The following is a 17,045-nucleotide window of genomic DNA, read 5'->3' on the forward strand; positions in this document are numbered from 1 at the left end:
CCAGCTATTGCACGAAGTGGTTGCGACGAACGACAAGAAGCGTTTCGCCTTAAGTGAAGATCGATCCTTTTTATGACTCGTCGATCGATCTTGTTGGGCAAACGCTGCGTACCGCATTGGGAATGGTCATCGAACGAGGTGCACAGACCGTCGCGTCACCAACCTTGGCTACCGGATATGGTCCTTTGACGATCCCGGATTTCGGGCGAGCCGTCTCACCGCTATTGAACGAGTCACGGTTCGACGCAATCACGCTCACCATCGTCGTTAGATCCGAGGAACACCGTGCGGAACTTCAAGAAGCCATCCACGGCACGGTAAATCAAGCCTAAGGAAGCCGCGTGAAGTACGGCCTGCTTTTCTCGTTCTTGGCAGTTGCGATCGCAGGCGTTGCAGTACGCATGGGTTCCTGTTCATGGCTCCTGTTGTACCCTGCGTTTTCGTTCGGCATGGTTGGAGCAAGTTACCTGCTTTCCAAACCGGAGATCTTTGGGAAGCAACGGGATGGCTCGCGTTCGGCATTGGCACTCGTTCTATTGCTGCCATACCTGGTTTACGTCGCGATTGTCTGGCACGCAGTGCGACTCGTTTCGCGAGAATCGAAAGCCGACGCGTTGACGGACGACCTTGTTCTTTCGCGGCGGCTACTTGCCAAGGAACTTCCCAGCGAGGTCGCATCGGTGGTCGATCTGACCTGCGAGTTCACTGAGCCAATCACAAAATGGCCGGGCGTGTCGTATCTCAGTTTTCCGATGCTCGACGGATCGGGTGCATCACCGGAGCAACTGCGCTCGCTCGCGGTCGAAATCATCGAGTTGCCGAGCCCAGTGCTGATTCATTGCGCCCAGGGGCACGGACGAACGGGACTAGTCGCTGCGGCCGTCTTGCTTGTGTCTGGAAAAGCACAAACGGCCAAGGAGGCAATCGCAATGATTCAGTCCGTTCGACCAGGGGTGGAACTCAACCGAATGCAACGATCGCTATTGGAAGAGGTGGATTGCAAATTGCAAAATGAACATTGCAAAGTGTAAATTGCCAGTGACTTGGATTCTGTTGGAATCAGTTGGTTGTGAATTCGAAATGCGGCATCGGGCACTGATATGGCTTGGCGACCATCACACCTGGTCTTGGCTGGCGAATTGGATAATACGACGTTTGGATGGACGATAGGCTGGCTACAGCTGGAGGGCTTTGATCAACCGCTGCGATTCAAATGGCTTGGTAACTGTCATCCAGACCTGGCGGGTTGGCGATTGCGGATTCATCGCGTTGAACCGGAGCGTCCGCCAGACGACAATGAAGATGAACCGCCGAGAACTTATGCGCACATTGATCTGGATCAGTCCGGACACGTGGGCGACATTACCGCGGATCAAATGGTGAAGCACTTTGAATTGCCCGTCAACGAAGTGGCCCGGCGACTGATGGAAGGGAAGCGACCTCCGTTTTCGTGGCGGAAGTGCCTTTACCTGGAATGGTTCAGTAACACCAACGGTCGCGCCGTCGTCCAAAGCACCTGCTTAGCGGTAGAACGCATTGGTCGGCGGAGTTTCGAGCTGACCGAACAACAGTGGCGTGAGCAAGCGTCTCAGAATGCGGAGCAGATGGATTACTTTATGACCCAAATCGGTGACGCACTCGACTCTCCCGAATTAGAGGAGGATGAGTGAGCGGGACTGGTACCAGATCTGCTTCAGACGCGGTATGGTCGGTTGATTGCAAATTGCAAAATGAGCATTGAAAAAGTCAACTTGTTCAGGACATTGCGATTGGATTTCAAATTGAGGGGCGAACCATGAAGCCGGATGATTTGTCAGAGCGATTGCTTGGTTTGGCGGTGCGAGTTGGAAAAGTGGTTGATGCGTTGCCGGACACTCGGTTGGGCAAGCATATCGCGGGACAATTGGTTCGTAGCGGAACGGCTCCCGCACCAAACTATGAAAAAGCATGTGCTGCGGAAAGTCGCCGGGACTTTATCCACAAAGTTCGGATCGCACTCAAAGAGCTCCGAGAAACACGCTGCTGGATCAAACTCATCATGCGGTCCGAACTGCTTTCAGAAGCAAGAATGAGCGAACTCGCAAACGAAGCAGACGAGCTCTGCAAAATCCTGGGGCAGTCGCTGGTTACCGCTCGGAAAAACGAAGATCGATCAAAAGCGAAACGTGCCAAGTCTTCTCCTAAATGAGCAATCGCAATAACCAATTTGCAATGTTCATTTTGCAATTTGCAATCTCCCCTCTCTTCTCCAATGTCCATCGACCGACAATCCATCGAAAAGAATCTAAGGCTGCATGTCGATCGGCTTGCGGGACTGATCGGTCCGCGCACCTTGAGCAAGCCGAAAACGATTCAGGCCACGATCGGCTACATCGAAGGTCAATGGTCCGAGATGGGATACGATCATTCGCGGGAATGCTACGACGCCATGGGCGACGAGGTGACCAACCTGATCGTCGAGCGTCCCGGTACCAAACGAGCCGATGAGATCGTTTTGCTCGGTGCCCACTACGACACCGTGTTCAGCACACCTGGTGCCGATGACAACGCATCCGCCGTCGCAGTATTGATCGAAACCAGCCGTTTGCTGCGCGAGCACAGTGGAAGACGAACCGCCTGATTCGTCGCATTCGCTTGCGAAGAGCCGCCGTATTTCAACATGGATTCGATGGGCAGCCAGCACCGATGGATTGCAAATTGCAAAATGGACATTGCAAAATGTTAAATTGTTTAGGTCGTTGCGATTGGCTTTCAAACTGAGGGGTGAACGATGAAGCCGGATGATTTGTCGGAGCGTTTGCTTGATTTGGCGGTGCGGGTTGGAAAAGTGGTTGATGCGTTGCCGGACACTCGGTTGGGTCAGCATATTGCCGGGCAATTGGTCCGCAGTGGAACGGCTCCCGCACCGAACTACGAAGAGGCATGTGCCGCGGAAAGCCGCCGCGATTTCATACACAAGGTGCGGATTGCACTCAAAGAGCTGCGAGAAACTCGCTGCTGGATCAAGCTCATCATGCGTTCCGAATTGCTACCAGAAGCAAGAATGTGCGAACTCGCGAACGAAACCGACGAACTCTGCAGAATCTTGGGTCAGTCGCTGGTTACCGCTCGCAAAAACGAAGAACAAGCAAAAGCGAAATGTGCCAAACCAATCCCTAAATGAGCAGTCGCAATAACCAATTTGCAATGTTCATTTTGCAATTTGCAATCCCTCCTACCACCAAGCCACCGACACACCAGACACGCTCGACTATCCCAGGATGACCGAAGTCACCCTCGGCGTCGCATCCGCCATGCGCAAACTGCTGGGCTAAGCTTAAGCTTCCCAAAAGACAGTTCATTACGGTCTATGTTGATCTCTGGACGCCTGACGGATCGGCTGCGTTTTTGGAGACCACGGCGAAGGCGGTTTCTTCGGCTGCGGAATCGACGCCAAAACGGTTGCTGGAAATTGGCAAACTGTTGTTTAGCCGACTGCGTCCCAGTGTCTCTCTGGATGATACGGGGCAACCAAAGATTGATTTCGGAATTGATGATGGTGCGAGTTTGAAGACGTGAAGCTTGCGCCGAGGTGGCGCGCTGCTGCGTTTTCGGCTCGACCTGATTGGTGGACTCGGTTGCCAGGCGAAGGGGCATGAATCGAGCAGCCGTTCATTCCAAAGTTTGATGGTTTCCGATCGTGGCATGGTTTTCTCCGCTTGGTGAAACGAAACCAAACCTGCCAGCTTAGCCCCCGCGCCTGCAACGGCTGTGGTGTACGGTTACGTTCAGCGAACTCAAACGCAAGATCGGTTGTGTCACGCAAAGGGTGCTGACAAAGCAACTGCGTGAACTGGAAGCCAGCCTCAATTCGTCCGAGCAGGTCGGTTTGGCCTGGTGCGGCTTTGAAATGAGGAGACGGACCTTGCCCAAGGTATTCGGGTCTTTTTCATCCGTGTAAAACACTCGATTGGAACTATCGCGGCTGGCGAACGGTCTAAAATAGTCGTCGCGATGCCCCCAGCCACAACCGCCATTCCTTGTCGATTCCTTTACCCCCAATGTGCTTAGGACCGTCGGAAGAATACGTGGCGGGGATTGATTGTGGGATAGGCTTCCAGCCTGTCGTTTTCGCCATGACAGGCTGGAAGCCCATCCACTTATTCTTCCGACGTTCCTTAGGAATTTTAGATACCGATGGAAAGACTGCCGATCATCAAGGAATTGGAAATGCGACGAACGAGGATCCCCTTTTTTCTCCTTCTCGTTGCCGTTTTGGGTCAGGCGGCCATCGCGCAGCAGTCCAACGAGCGAGAATTCACCGATGCATCGGGGCGGTTCCGAATTCACGCTCGCGTCGTCCAGCTCTCGCCGACGCATGTTCAGCTTCTTAAGCCTGATGGCACGAAGGTTTCCGTCCCACGAAATCGACTAAGCACTCAGGACCAGCGTTATCTGGAAGGCTTGGCGACTCCACCCGTGGAAAGCCGACCATTGATGCCTGAAGAATCGATTCTTGAAATCCCCTTGCCAATCCCCACGCCGTCTCCTCTGAATCGCAACTGGATCCGTAGCAGGCGATTTGTTAACTCAAAGAACGTGTGGACCCCACCCTCAAGCGTTGATTCGACGGAACGTCGAGAGATTCTCGAGATCTCTCAGGCCAACAAAAAGTTTGGGCATTCAGGTCACGCAGTCCTGCCAATTCCCCAAACCTGATTGCCGATGGACGCAGGCTGCTTGCCTTTGACCCAGAAAATGACCGATTCCTTGCATTCAATCCGAACTCGGTCTGGGCAGACACGAAAGCCGGCGGCACGCTCGAAGCAGAAGCGGAGATGAAGCCCGGCGACACGATTCGAGTTGTCTATCAAGGGGATGCAATCGATCGTCACAAAACGTCGCTTCAAGCTTGGGTGAACAAAAAGGTCAGCGAAAATCGATGGAAGCTCGCAGAGGACGCGCCAACGCTGTTGCGGGTGAAATGCAATGAAATGAGTGAAAAAATGTCCTTGCAATCGATTGGCTTGAAAGGGCTTTTTTCTGACTCCGACGACGTCAGTGTGCCGTTTATTCGGATTCATATCAGCGTGGAAAACAAATGTGGCACGGTTCATGCGACTGGGCTGGAAACCCGACCTAAATCGATGATCCTGAAGCCAAGGTTTGGCGAGACCATCGATTCCCTTCTTAAAGATGCCACCGCTTTCAAACCGGAAATGTTGTCCCGACTGAAACTACCGGCGACAATCAAATCGGTTCGCAGCGCATGGTCGGAGGCGGGCGAAACGACCATTGCCGACCTGACGATTGGCACGGCGGATTGAAGCCTTCGGTTGCTGCCGCCAGGATTCCAATTTTGGGTGATACTGTATCGCCCATTACTCGACCCACGATTTTTGGTTCTTCCAGGAATTTCGTGGCAAATTGTTCAGGACCGAGGTTGGGAACTTGCACCCTGCCAGCACCGGCGGGGACAAACCCGGAGCGGGAATGGTACATTGTCGTCACCAATTGCATCGGTATTCATCGCTGGAGGCAATCTGGAGGCGGTTCACCCATAATGCGCTTCGAGAAGTTCAATTTCTACCGAGATACAGAAGACAGATGAGTGACCTCCGTCAATTGCAGTTCAACAATCTCGAGGCGGCAGTCGATGACGCTCGGCAATTGCTGGCGAGCGGCTACGTTCGGCACGGAAACTGGTCGCTTGGGCAGATCTGTCGGCACCTCGTCTTGGTGCAAGATTTCGCGATCGGTGGCTATCCAGCTTGGATGTCGGTCTTTGCTCCACTGCGGCCACTGATGCGATGGTTGTTGTTGCCGAAGTTGCTGAGCGGAAATGCACCTCGTGGAATTCGAGCCTCTTCGATTTTCCAGCCACCGGACGGCTTAGATGATGCGAGCGAAGTGGAAGCATATGCCGCCAGTGTTGGGCGTCTTCTTGATCACTCCGGCGACTTTGCTGCTCATCCTGGATTCGGCAGCTTGCCCCGCGAGAAGATTCTGGAGATTTACGCTGCCCATGCCGCTCACCATCTCCGGCATCTCCGCCCCCCGAAGTGAAACGGCTTGTTTGGCTGTCGAAGAAAACTCTGCAAGCTGCGAGTCCAAAAGGCTGTCGATGGTAACGCAGGGCGGCGGAACACCGCTGCCGACAGCGACCGCACCGCGGTTGGTGGTCGCCGGACCTTACCGCTTTGTCCGAAATCCGTTGGCCCTGGCGGGCATCCTCCAGGGCATTGCCGTGGGTTGGCTGCTCGGTAGTGTACCGGTCATTGTTTATTCATTGACGGGGATCTTTGCATGGCATGTATTCGTTCGCCCCGCAGAAGAGCAGGACTTGCTGGATCGATTCGGAACACGGTACCAGCGATTACCGGAATCGCGTTCGAGTTTGGGTTCCATCAATCAGGTGGGCGGTGCCTCAAGAACTCGAAGGTCCAGAATCGCCTGCTGCCAAAACCAACGAGGGAAGTGCCAGTAAATGACATCCCGATCGATTGCCTGCCCCCGCAGCGCGGGAACGAAGCTGATACCATCGTCCACTACAAGACTTCTTGCGGCTACGTCGGCTCGGGCAGCACCTTGCCGGTTCGGGCATCGACGCGGTGCAGGCGCGTTTTCTCGCCGGTCGTTCCGTCAGCGGTTTTCAGCGAGACTAACCAATAGGGATCATCGGGCACATTGGCCGCCACCATGGCGCGACGGATCTCCGGATCATTGACGCCGGTTTCGCTGTAGAGCTGGGCGTGAAATTCCTGTTCCCGACGGATTCTTTCGCGGTCGAACAGGACCGCAGAGCACTTCGTCCCCGGCTGAATGTCGCCGAAATGCTCGATGACGATCATAATCGCCGCCTTCTGATCAATCTCTCGCACGAATACCTCGCTCTTTCAAACTACTTGCAGCATTCCTCGCAAGTCGATAGATCGTACGCCCGAACTTTGCCGGCCCTCAGGTGGGCCGGTCACTGGACGAGATTAGAGCGGATCCTGGCGAAGAGTGCCAGCTTCTCAGTCCCAAGCGAACTTGAGCTGAGCGGCGGCAGGAGGCGTTGCCAAGACTGCCGCCCCATACGCGATTGTTCACGATATCGTCCGCCAACAGCCCGTCACAAACAGGCACCCAATTTGTGACGGCGAAATACTCGGCCTGGCCCAGTTGTTTGAGTTGCTCAGCTACCCACCCTTCGATGACAGGACCTTCCTGCTTCGGAGTGTGCGCGGTGACCGGCATGATCACTTTGACGAACACCTGATTAGAATGTCGCCGCGCGATCGACCCCGACGTTGGGTCCTGAACGGGCCGCTCGGCAGCAAAGGCCGTGAGCGCATGGAGAAGCAGCAGAAGGGCGAAGCCAAGACATCTCATTCTGGACCCCGCAACGTGTCCGTAAATGTCGAGTCGATCATGGTCGAAAGCAGGATCGATCATCAGTGCCCCTCCAAATCGATTACGAGCACGAGCACGAGCACGAGCACGAGCACGAGCACGAGCACGATGCGCACTTCGCGGCGGAACGTCGGTGGTCAACGCGTCGCGCGATCGACCTGAATTCAACACAAACTCGACTCGCCGACTGCGGTGCACCACCTGGTTCGCGTGTCCGGCCACAGCGACATTTTTCGCGATCGCCGCTGGCGACCATTCTACTCGATCGGAACCGCCAAGGGAAATTTCACTTCCCTTTCACCACTCTTTCTGATGGACCGTCGTGCTGAAGCCCGGAGGGCTGGCACAGTGCTTGCCGGTGGTGTCAGCCCTCGGTAGCGAGTGCAATGAGCCACTAAGGCCTGAAGGGCCGGCACAATGGTCCTCTTGGCGAACCGGGAGCGATCGAAGCCCGAATACTGTGTCGGCCCGCTGGGCCTTGGGGATGGCTTGGAATCCATCTCCGGTGGCTGACCGCGCCGATGAGGCGGAGCGGCCGGGGAGGTGAAAATGCGTTCTAATGAGGGACCATTTCGGCGTCTGGAACCTTTAATCAACGGAACGTCTTGTCATGACTGATCGACTTCGGATCCTGCTGCTTTCTATTTTGGCGTGCCTGTTGGCTGGGCCGCTGGTAAAGCCATTGGCCGGCGCCGACGAGCGACGAAACGTGCTGATCATTCAAACCGACGAGCACAACTTTCGGACCCTGGGCTGCTATCGCCAGACTCTGCCGGAGGAGCAAGCGCTGGTCTGGGGGAAAGATGCGGTGGTCGAGACACCGGCGATCGATTCGATCGCACAGCGCGGCGCGATCTGCACGTCGTTTTACGCGACCAGCCCCGTGTGCACGCCTTCGCGCGCGGCGTTCTTCACCGGGCTTTATCCCCACCAAACCGGTGCCCACACCAACAACCAGCCTCTCCGCAGCGACATCGTCACGTTTGCCGAAGTGCTTCGCCGCGACGGGTACGCGACCGGATACGCCGGCAAATGGCACTTGGACGGACCGGGCAAACCGCAGTGGGCTCCGCAGCGACAGTTCGGATTCGCCGACAACCGGTTCATGTTCAATCGAGGGCACTGGAAGAATTTCCAACTCACCGACTCCGGCCCTCGCGTCGGGTCGCGCGACAAGAAGGGCGCCCCCAGTTACGGCGTCGGTGATGCCGACGAGCAGACCTTTGCCACCGATTGGTTGGCCGATCGGGCGATGGATTTTATCCGCGAGCATGCCGACCGGCCGTTCTGCTATCACCTCAGCCTGCCCGACCCGCACGGGCCGAACACCGTTCGCCCTCCCTACGACACGATGTACGCCGACATGGCGATTCGACCGCCGATGTCGTTTTCGATGTCGAAAGACAATCCGGCGTGGGCTGCGGTTGGGGGCAAGAATTCGGCGGCGAAGTTCAATCCGGCGTTGATGACGCTGTACTTCGGGATGGTCCGCTGTATCGACGACAACGTTGCAGAGATCTTGGACACGCTGGCCGAGTTGGATTTGACCGACAAGACGATCGTCGTGTTCACGTCGGACCACGGGGACCTGTGTTTCGAACACGGCCGGCTGAACAAGGGCAACCCGTATGAAGGCAGCGCGAAGATTCCGATGATCATCGCGGCGCCCGGGTTGATTCCGGCGGGAACGCGCGTCGACCAGGCACTCGGCACCGTCGACTTTGCACCGACACTGTTGTCATTGCTCGGTAAAGACACCTCGCACCCGATGACTGGGCGTGATGCGTCGTCGTTGCTGACCGCGCAGCAGGGCGTCACGTGGGACGACGTTGCGATCATTCAATCCTCCGGATCCAGCCCGTCTTGGTTCGCGGTGATCACCGACCGCTACAAACTGGTCCTGTCGATGTCCGAACGCCCCTGGCTGTTCGACCTGGAAAGCGATCCCGACGAGTTGAAAAATTCCATCGGTCTGGATCAAAACCGCGACATCGTGCGTCATCTGGCAACTCGGCTGCGTGATTACGCGCAATCGCAAGAGACGGGGTTTCTGAATGCGAAATTGAAAACCCAAATCGAGAGGCTACTGAAGCAGTAGCTCGATCACGTCAACACTCGTAGCCCTTGAGGAACATGGTCACGGTTTGGTTGACAAAGATGGACTGCTTGATCGTGGTGGATCCTTTTTCGACATTGAACAGCGCGGGCCAAAACGCGTAGGCCATCAGCATGCCCACGAACTGGTCGGCGGCGAGTTCTGGGCGCGGGACTCGCAGTCGCCCGTCGCGGTGGGCGGCCCGCATCCAGCGCGACAGCATGGTGTTGATGTGCTGCGTTTGCTCGGAGATCAGCGCGCTGTATTCGGGCACCATCAACAGTCGCGACAGGACGACGCGGGCGAGGTCGCGATAACTTTCATCTTTCAACGTGTCGACGATCTCGTTGGCGATACGTTTCAGTTGCCGCGGCAGCGGTTGTTCCGCGTCGTACTCGCCCCCCGTCAGCACGTCGGAGCGGTCCATCATCTCGCGGACGATCGCTTCGAACATCCCCTCTTTGCTGCCAAAGTGGTTGTAGACTGTTCGCTTGGACGCCCCGGCGGCATCGGCGATTTGGTCCATCGTGGTGTTGTCGTATCCGTAGGTTCGGAACTCGGTGACCGCCGCGGCAAGGATGTCGGCTCGTTTTCGATCGGTGTGTTTCATGGGGGGGTGGGGGAATGCCGTTTCGTGAAGCGACTTGCGTCGAGACGCACTTGCTGGCGCTGCGGGCTTGTATTGGTTGGGAGAGCCGGTTCCGCGCGACTGCACGAGAGCGGCCTTTGACCCGCGTTTGGTAATTTACACTCACGGGTTTACTTCCTCAACGCCGAAAAGTAAACTCGCGGGTGTAATTGGGAAGTCGGGCATGCGTTGGTCGTGTCCGCCGCATCACCGCTGTCCAGGTGGGTTTCGGCCACCCGGGCGGCCCAACGGATCACGCGTTATGTTTCCATGCAAACCTACGACCGTCTTGATCGCGACATCCGTCCTGTTGTTGGCGGGTTGTTTGAAGCGGCAGAGTGAGCTTCCACCCAAGGCGGCGCGACCCGTCACGGTGATGGATCTTAGGAAGATCGTCCCGGAAGATTCGCTGACCGTTTCCGGATCGGCGACGTCGTGGAAGATCGAACAGATGGGGTTTGAGGTCGGCGGGCGGGTGCAATGGGTGCTCGAGCCGGGCAAGAACATCGACGGCCGGACGATGGACGCCGACGGAACGGTGATTCAAGACGGAACCCCGCTGGCGGCCCTGGACCCGACGCAGTACGAAGTGGCGGTCGATTCGGCGCGGGCGTCCCTGGAAGCGGCTCAGTTGGATGCGGAGATCATCGCCCAGAGGATCCGAGATTCGATTCCCGCGGACATCCGTTCGGCGGAGGCGGATTTGAAGTTGGCCCGATCGGAATATGACCGGGTGCAGTTGCTGCAAAAATCCAATGCGGCATCGCAAGCGGATTTCGAGGACGCGCAAAACCGCGTGGCCACCGAAGAGGCGCGGTTGGATCGCTTGGAGGCGTCCAAGAGCCAAGCGGCGGTGGAGTTGAAGGCCGCCGAGGCTCGCGTCAAGTCGGCCCAGCAGACGCTGCGGGACGCCGAGCGTGATCTGGAGAATACGGTCCTGTATGCGTCTTACCCTGGCCAGATTTCCGAGGTCCAGGTGGTTCCGGGGAGCGTGGTGTCGGCCGGGTCGCCGGTGTTGACGTTGCAGATGATCAATCCGATCAAGGTGGCCATCGAGGTTTCGGCAAAGCAATCTCGCGACCTTGAGCGTCGCCGGCAGCTACCGGTTTCGTTCACGCTACCCGACGGCGGCCGGACCGAACGCAACGCGATGGTCTACAACGTCGATTCCAGCGCCGATCCGTCGACGCGAACGTTTTCGGTTTCGCTGTTGATCATGAACGAACAATACCGGGCGCCGCTGACGCACCTGGAGGGCGGTGAGACGTTCGCACGCACCCAAGACATTTGGCCGTTGAAGTTGAACAAGATCATCGGCGCCCCGGACAATATTCTCGTCGTCGAGGAGAACTCGATCGAACGTGATGACGGTGGCGATTACGTTTGGGTCGCGACCAACGCTCGTTTCGGAGAGCGGTTGCAGGAGGTCACGACGGTCCGAAAGCACTACCTGACCGTTTTGGATGCGAGGTTGCCGTTTCTGGGCAATTGGGTCTTCCGCCCGGTGTTGTTCGACCAGAGCAACGATCGCGACGGAAATCAAATCGACCGTGAATCGTTGATCATGGGGCAACTCGAATATCCCGACGACGACCGGGCGAATTGGGACGGAAAGTCGGTGGTGGTCGATGGCGGGGCGCACTGGGTCTTGCGTCCCGGGGATCTGGTCAGCGCGCACCTGGCCGACCGCCGCCGCGAGCAAGGTTACTTTGTGCCCGTCGAGGCGATTTATCAGGAATCGGATCGAACGTACGTCTTCTTGGTGGAAAACGATCGTGCCAGACAAACCGAAGTGATCGCCGAGCTTCCGGAAACGTTGAGCACCGGTTCGTTGATTCGGATTCGTCCGCTTGCCGGCGACGATTTTGCCGCAGACGCTCGCATCGTGGTCAAGGGCGTTCACTTCCTGATGGACGGCGAGCCGGTCAAGGTGATCACCAGTGAGCTGCCGGAAAATGTTGTCCCCGAACAAGAGCCCCAGCCGGTCGATTCCGTTCGAGACTCCGGGGTGGACATGGAGGTTGCGCAATGAACCTGCCGGCGTTTGCGGTCAAATACCGTCCGATTGTGATTTCAGCGACCCTGCTGTGCATGGCATGGGGCGCGATCACCTACTTCACCATCCCGCGGCGGGAGGATCCTGAGTTTACGATCCGTGTCTGTGTGGTCTCGACGACTTGGGCGGGGGCGCCGGCCGAAAAGGTCGAGGAATTGATCACCGACAAGCTGGAGCAAGAGTTGGTCAGCATTGAGGAGGTGGATCACATCCGATCGACCACGCTGACGGGCCAGTCGACGATCTTTGTGGAGCTGGACGACCGCGTCCGTCCGTCGGAAATCCAAGCGGTCTGGGACAAGGTGCGGACCCGGGTCGAGGCGACGGAGATGCCGGAGGATTCGATCCAGCCGGTCGTCAACGACGAATTCGGCGACACCGCGGTTTTGGTGCTCGCGATCCATCAGGTTCCCACGCACGGCCGCGATCACGTTCGCCCCCAAGACGCCTACACGCTGCGACAGCTGGAACGGTTCGCCGAAGACATTCAAGACGAGCTGCGGTTGCTGCCGGGGATCGCCAAAGTCGACTTGTTCGGCGCCCGCGAGGAAGCCATTTTCATCGAAACGGACCTGCCCAACTGGTCCCAGCTGAACCTGACCACGCGTCAGCTGGAGGATTTGGCGAAGGAGCGAAACATCATCCAGCCGGGCGGTGACATCGACACCGCGGCGGGCCACTTTTCGGTCAAGCCGGCTGGCGAGTTCAATGCGGTCAATGAAATCAGCCAAATCGCAAGCGTGGTGCGATCGGACGAGGGCGGAAACAGTGTGTACCTGTCGGATCTGGGGTTGAGCGTCCGGCGCGGGTATGAAGATCCCCCGCAATACATCTGTCGCTATGGCGATACCCAGGGAACGATGCCGGCGGTCACGCTGGGGATCACGATGAAGTCGGGGGCGAACATCATCGACATTTGCGATTCGGCCAAGCGACGGGTTTACGAATTGACGGAGCTGGAAAAACGGCTGCCGCCGGACATCGCGGTGACACCGGTCAGCGATCAGTCGGAAAACGTTTCGGCAAAGATCGGCGAAGTGGTGTTGAACGTGGTCGAGGCCGTGCTGATCGTCGTTGTCGTCGTCTTCTTGGTCGTCGGCTTTCGCACCTCGTTCGTGATGGCCGCGAACATCCCGATCGTGGTGTTGATGTCGATCGGATTCATTTCTGTGTTCGGGGTCCAGCTGGAACAGATCTCCCTGGCCGCCCTGATCATCTCTCTGGGGCTGTTGGTCGACAACGCGGTCCAGGTCTGTGATCAGGCGCGGACGAACCAGATGGCGGGGATGAAACCGTTTCCGGCCGCGATTGAAGGCGCCAACACGCTGGCGATCCCGATGCTGGTCGGCACGCTGACGACGATGGCGGCGTTTGTGCCGATGCTGATCGCGCTCGAAGGTGGCGGCAAGGAGTATATCTACAGTCTGCCCGTGACAGTCTCCACCACACTCGCCTTGAGCTGGGTGCTGGCGATGACGTTGTGCGTGATCTTGGCGGGAACATTTATCCGCACGCGGAAAGACGATCGTCCGGCGTCACCGTTGGTGCGTGCGGCGGCGAAGCTTGCCGGACCGGTCAAACGTTTGCTGCGGCGACAACCGGCTGCGATCGGCGACCCGGCACCGCGCAAGGAGGGCGTGCTGTTTCGGATCTACGAACGCACCGGTCGGTTGGCCTTGCGATGGAAATGGTTGACGTTGTTGGGAACGCTCGTGGTGCTCGGTCTGGTCCTGAGGCTGCCGGTCAGCTCTGAGTTCTTTCCCGACGCCAATCGTGATCAATTTGCCGTCAAGATCCACTTGCCGGAATCGGCGACCATCGCGCAGACCGACGCCGTGGCAAAGCAGGTCGAACAGATCTTGCAACAACTGAGCCCCGTGGCGTCCGACGATCCCGTTTACGGTGGTCACGAGGAAAAGCTGCGTGCGATGCGAACCCTGGTCGGCGGAGGCGGATCCAGATGGCACCTGGCTTGGACGCCTGAGCCGCCGGCACGTAACTTCGCCGAGATCCTGGTGCGGACGACCGATGGTCGCTACACCGCGGACTTTTCCCATCGATTGCGGACGGTCTGTGAGCGTGGCGATGCGGAGTTGGGAATCGAACCGATTGCCGGGGCGCGGATCGTTCCGGTCAAGTTGGCTCTCGGACCGCCCGCCGACCCGTTGGTGTTTCGCGTGATCGGCAGCGGGTTCGCCGACCCGGCCCTGCTGCGACAGGCGGCCAATCGGTTGAAACGAATCGTCAATGCGCAACCGGAAACCTGGAACGTGCACGATTCCTGGGGCGTCGAGGGGTACCAGATCCAAGTGGACGTCGACAAGGATCGCGCGACGCTGGCCGGGGTCACGAACGCGCAAGTCGCCAAAACACTGAATTCCTATTACTCCGGGTTGCGGTTGACGACGTTTCGCGAGGGGGATCACCAGGTCCCGATTTACTTCAAGTTGCGTCCCGAGGAACGGCGGTCGATTCGGGGGTTGCAGGAATCGTACGTCGAAGGCGACAACGGCAAAATCCCGCTGTCGTCGCTGGCCGGATTCCAATTCTCGTGGGAGCCGGCGCGGATCGAGCGTCGCGACATGAATCGCGTGATCAAGGTTTCGGCGCAGATGGAGCCGGGGGTCACCGGGAACGATGTGGTCAACCGGGTGTTGCAATTGGCGGATTTCAAACGGCTGGAAGCCTCGTTGCCGGTCGGATTCCGTATTGAAACGGGCGGATCGTACGAAGAGAGTCAAGAAGCCGGCGGACAGATGATGGTTTCGTTCGGGATTTCGTTCTTGCTGATCGTGATGTGCTTGGTCGTTCAATACAACGGATGGTCCAAACCGCTGATCATTCTGGCAACGTTACCGATGGCGTTGGCCGGCGCGTGGCTGGGGTTGTTTCTGTCGAACAATTCACTGGGATTCATGCCGCAACTGGGAATCCTGGCGTTGTTCGGCATTGTCTTGAACACCGCGATCATCTTCATCGAGTTTGCGGACCTTTTGATCGCCGAGAAGATCCGGGCTTCGGATGGAACGGGCCCGATCGCGGGGATCGATCGCGACAGCTTTCATCAAAGTTTGCTTCAAGCCGGGAAGCAACGGATGTTGCCGATCTTTTTGACCACCGCAACGACGGTCGGCGGTTTGCTTCCGTTGGCTTTGAGCGGAGGGCCGTTGTGGGCCGGACTGGCATGGTGCATGATCGCCGGGTTGCTGCTGACGACCGGGTTGACGCTGTACGTGGTCCCCATGCTGTACGCCATTCTTGTGGAGACGTTTCGCATCAAACCGGTCGCGGTGGTTTCTGCACACGCCGGTGCGGCAGATCGATTAAACTCCAGCCATGATTCTTCTGGCCCCCGTTCACGGTCGCTTTGATGTTCCGAACAATCAGCCTTGTCGTGGTTGTCTTGATGGTTAACGCATGCATCGAGTCTCCGGCGACCCGTCTTGCTTCTGCCCAAACCGCAACCGCAAGGCGTTGGGCGATCGCGATTCATGGCGGAGCGGGCGGCGATCCGTCGAAGTGGAGTGAGGAAAAACGCGCCGCGCGACGGGAGGGGCTGGAGGCGGCGCTCAAGATCGGTCGTCACGTGTTGGCCGACGGCGGATCCGCTCTCGATGCCGTCGAAGCGGTGATCCGATCGATGGAAGACGATGCCAGTTTTAATGCGGGCCGCGGCGCGGTGCTGACAAAAGAAGGCAACGCCGAGCTGGACGCGTCGATCATGGACGGCCGAACCCGAGCCTGTGGGGCGATCGCGGGTGTCACCCGAATCAAGAATCCGATCTCGACGGCGCGGCTGGTGATGACCGAAACCAAACATGTGTTGTTGGCCGGCCCAGGTGCCGATGCGTTCGCGGCATCGCAAGACGTGCCATTGGTCGATCCGAAGTATTTTCTAAGCCGTTTGCGCGAACGATCGGATTCGGCGGCCGATTCGGCCCGGGATCCACATTTCGGCACCGTCGGTTGCGTCGCGCTCGACTCGGCTGGAAACCTGGCCGCGGGAACCAGCACCGGAGGGACGGCGAAGAAGTTGCCTGGACGTGTGGGCGATTCACCGATCGTCGGGGCCGGAACGTTTGCGGACAACGCGTCCTGTGCCGTCTCGGGAACCGGCGTGGGCGAGGAGTATATCCGCAACGCGGTGGCCTATGACATCGCCGCTCAAATGCTGTACGCCGGTCGGTCGCTGGAATCGGCCGTGACGGAGGTGATGACGGTGCGGCTCAATCCCGGTATCGGCGGTTTGATTTCCGTTTCCCACGATGGCCAGATCGTGATGCAACACAATACACTGGGGATGAGCTGCGGTGCAGCCGATAGCAGTGGTCGATTCGAAACGCAACTTGTCCTCGACAACGGGGGCCGCCCGGAATCAGACGACGCGGCAGAATCAGACGACGCGGCAGAATCAGACGACGCGGCGGCTGCCGACAGGGGCGACGCCGATGATGCGGATCAAATGGAGATCCGCCGATTGATCGGCCGACAAGCGGACGCTTGGAACGCCGGTGACATCGAGCGTTTCATGGATGTCTACTGGAAAGACAAACGGTTGACGTTCGTCTCCGGCGGAAATGTCACGCGGGGCTGGCAGGCAACGCTGGACCGTTATCGGCAACGCTATCCGGATCAACCAACGATGGGCCGCGTCGAATTTTCGGAACTGGAGTTTCTACGATTAGACGACGATGCGTACCAAGTGCTCGGCACCTGGGAACTCAAACGCGACGATGAAACCATCGGCGGTCGATTCACCCTGGTCTTTCGCCGACAATCCGAAGGCTGGCGGATCGTGCATGACCATACGTCGGTGCGGAATCCGGAGTAGGCATTTATTCGATTTCGGCGGGTTAACGAACGCCTTGGCGGCTTCCGCTACGGTGATCCAC

At 57.9% G+C, this 17,045-nt stretch carries 16 protein-coding genes and 2 pseudogenes; 15 read left to right on the forward strand and 3 right to left on the reverse strand.

The genetic code is table 11. The features are described from left to right. The first annotated feature begins 53 nt into the window (after window positions 1-53). The 11 genes and pseudogenes from H1B37_RS29545 (at window position 54) to H1B37_RS29595 (ending at window position 6,466) form a co-directional block, all read left to right on the forward strand. Window positions 54-332 carry a hypothetical protein gene (locus H1B37_RS29545; protein WP_182870891.1) on the forward strand — a complete coding sequence of 93 codons (279 nt, stop codon included), beginning with the start codon at window positions 54-56 and terminating at the stop codon, window positions 330-332. A gap of 117 nt (window positions 333-449) precedes the next feature. Next, window positions 450-1,031 carry a phosphatase domain-containing protein gene (locus tag H1B37_RS29550; RefSeq protein ID WP_286178348.1) on the forward strand — a complete coding sequence of 194 codons (582 nt, stop codon included), beginning with the start codon at window positions 450-452 and terminating at the stop codon, window positions 1,029-1,031. A gap of 69 nt (window positions 1,032-1,100) precedes the next feature. Further along, the gene (locus tag H1B37_RS29555) at window positions 1,101-1,670 is read left to right on the forward strand and encodes a hypothetical protein (protein ID WP_220498432.1); all 570 of its coding nucleotides are present in this window, start codon (window positions 1,101-1,103) and stop codon (window positions 1,668-1,670) included. A gap of 125 nt (window positions 1,671-1,795) precedes the next feature. Next, window positions 1,796-2,188 (forward strand): four helix bundle protein, encoded by a 393-nt coding sequence (locus tag H1B37_RS29560; protein ID WP_182870894.1) that lies wholly within the window; start codon window positions 1,796-1,798, stop codon window positions 2,186-2,188. 63 nt (window positions 2,189-2,251) lie between these two features. Then, a pseudogene (locus tag H1B37_RS29565) lies at window positions 2,252-2,683 on the forward strand (M28 family peptidase); the annotation flags it as partial. Window positions 2,684-2,770: 87 nt separating this feature from the next. Then, complete coding sequence (locus H1B37_RS29570; RefSeq protein WP_182870895.1) at window positions 2,771-3,163, forward strand: four helix bundle protein; 393 nt, start codon at window positions 2,771-2,773, stop codon at window positions 3,161-3,163. A 603-nt stretch (window positions 3,164-3,766) separates the two neighbouring features. Beyond that, window positions 3,767-3,844 (forward strand): annotated as a pseudogene (locus tag H1B37_RS34640) (winged helix-turn-helix transcriptional regulator); the annotation flags it as partial. A 332-nt stretch (window positions 3,845-4,176) separates the two neighbouring features. After that, on the forward strand, window positions 4,177-4,698 hold the full coding sequence (locus tag H1B37_RS29580; protein WP_182870896.1) for an SHD1 domain-containing protein: 522 nt from the start codon (window positions 4,177-4,179) through the stop codon (window positions 4,696-4,698). Window positions 4,699-4,817: 119 nt separating this feature from the next. Further along, window positions 4,818-5,306, forward strand: a complete 489-nt coding sequence (locus H1B37_RS29585; RefSeq protein ID WP_182870897.1) for a hypothetical protein — start codon at window positions 4,818-4,820, stop codon at window positions 5,304-5,306. 280 nt (window positions 5,307-5,586) lie between these two features. Then, the gene (locus tag H1B37_RS29590) at window positions 5,587-6,045 is read left to right on the forward strand and encodes a DUF1569 domain-containing protein (protein ID WP_182870898.1); all 459 of its coding nucleotides are present in this window, start codon (window positions 5,587-5,589) and stop codon (window positions 6,043-6,045) included. Between the two features lie 58 nt (window positions 6,046-6,103). Continuing rightward, the gene (locus tag H1B37_RS29595) at window positions 6,104-6,466 is read left to right on the forward strand and encodes a methyltransferase family protein (protein ID WP_286178349.1); all 363 of its coding nucleotides are present in this window, start codon (window positions 6,104-6,106) and stop codon (window positions 6,464-6,466) included. Window positions 6,467-6,545: 79 nt separating this feature from the next. Here the strand turns inward: H1B37_RS29595 and H1B37_RS29600 are convergent, their stop codons facing one another. Both H1B37_RS29600 and H1B37_RS29605 read right to left on the reverse strand, forming a co-directional pair. Continuing rightward, window positions 6,546-6,830, reverse strand: coding sequence for a hypothetical protein (locus H1B37_RS29600; protein ID WP_220498433.1), 285 nt, complete (start codon window positions 6,828-6,830; stop codon window positions 6,546-6,548). 106 nt (window positions 6,831-6,936) lie between these two features. Beyond that, window positions 6,937-7,416 carry a hypothetical protein gene (locus tag H1B37_RS29605; RefSeq protein ID WP_182870899.1) on the reverse strand — a complete coding sequence of 160 codons (480 nt, stop codon included), beginning with the start codon at window positions 7,414-7,416 and terminating at the stop codon, window positions 6,937-6,939. A 568-nt stretch (window positions 7,417-7,984) separates the two neighbouring features. Between H1B37_RS29605 and H1B37_RS29610 the strand changes: the two genes are divergently transcribed. Then, window positions 7,985-9,472, forward strand: coding sequence for a sulfatase family protein (locus tag H1B37_RS29610; RefSeq protein ID WP_182870900.1), 1,488 nt, complete (start codon window positions 7,985-7,987; stop codon window positions 9,470-9,472). Window positions 9,473-9,482: 10 nt separating this feature from the next. On the opposite strand, the gene H1B37_RS29615 is transcribed toward H1B37_RS29610, so the two are convergent. Continuing rightward, the gene (locus tag H1B37_RS29615; protein ID WP_182870901.1) at window positions 9,483-10,079 is read right to left on the reverse strand and encodes a TetR/AcrR family transcriptional regulator; all 597 of its coding nucleotides are present in this window, start codon (window positions 10,077-10,079) and stop codon (window positions 9,483-9,485) included. 280 nt (window positions 10,080-10,359) lie between these two features. Here H1B37_RS29615 and H1B37_RS29620 point away from each other — a divergent pair, with 280 nt between their 5' ends. From H1B37_RS29620 to H1B37_RS29630, 3 genes are read left to right on the forward strand one after another with little or no spacing between them, the layout of a single operon-like run. Then, window positions 10,360-12,129, forward strand: a complete 1,770-nt coding sequence (locus tag H1B37_RS29620) for an efflux RND transporter periplasmic adaptor subunit (protein ID WP_182870902.1) — start codon at window positions 10,360-10,362, stop codon at window positions 12,127-12,129. Further along, on the forward strand, window positions 12,126-15,524 hold the full coding sequence (locus H1B37_RS29625; protein WP_182870903.1) for an efflux RND transporter permease subunit: 3,399 nt from the start codon (window positions 12,126-12,128) through the stop codon (window positions 15,522-15,524). The genes H1B37_RS29620 and H1B37_RS29625 overlap by 4 nt, the downstream gene beginning before the upstream one ends. Continuing rightward, the gene (locus H1B37_RS29630) at window positions 15,524-16,984 is read left to right on the forward strand and encodes an SgcJ/EcaC family oxidoreductase (RefSeq protein ID WP_182870904.1); all 1,461 of its coding nucleotides are present in this window, start codon (window positions 15,524-15,526) and stop codon (window positions 16,982-16,984) included. The genes H1B37_RS29625 and H1B37_RS29630 overlap by 1 nt, the downstream gene beginning before the upstream one ends. The last annotated feature ends 61 nt before the right edge of the window (window positions 16,985-17,045 follow it).

Source organism: Stieleria mannarensis, from assembly GCF_014154935.1.
In the GTDB taxonomy this organism is placed as follows: domain Bacteria; phylum Planctomycetota; class Planctomycetia; order Pirellulales; family Pirellulaceae; genus Stieleria; species Stieleria mannarensis.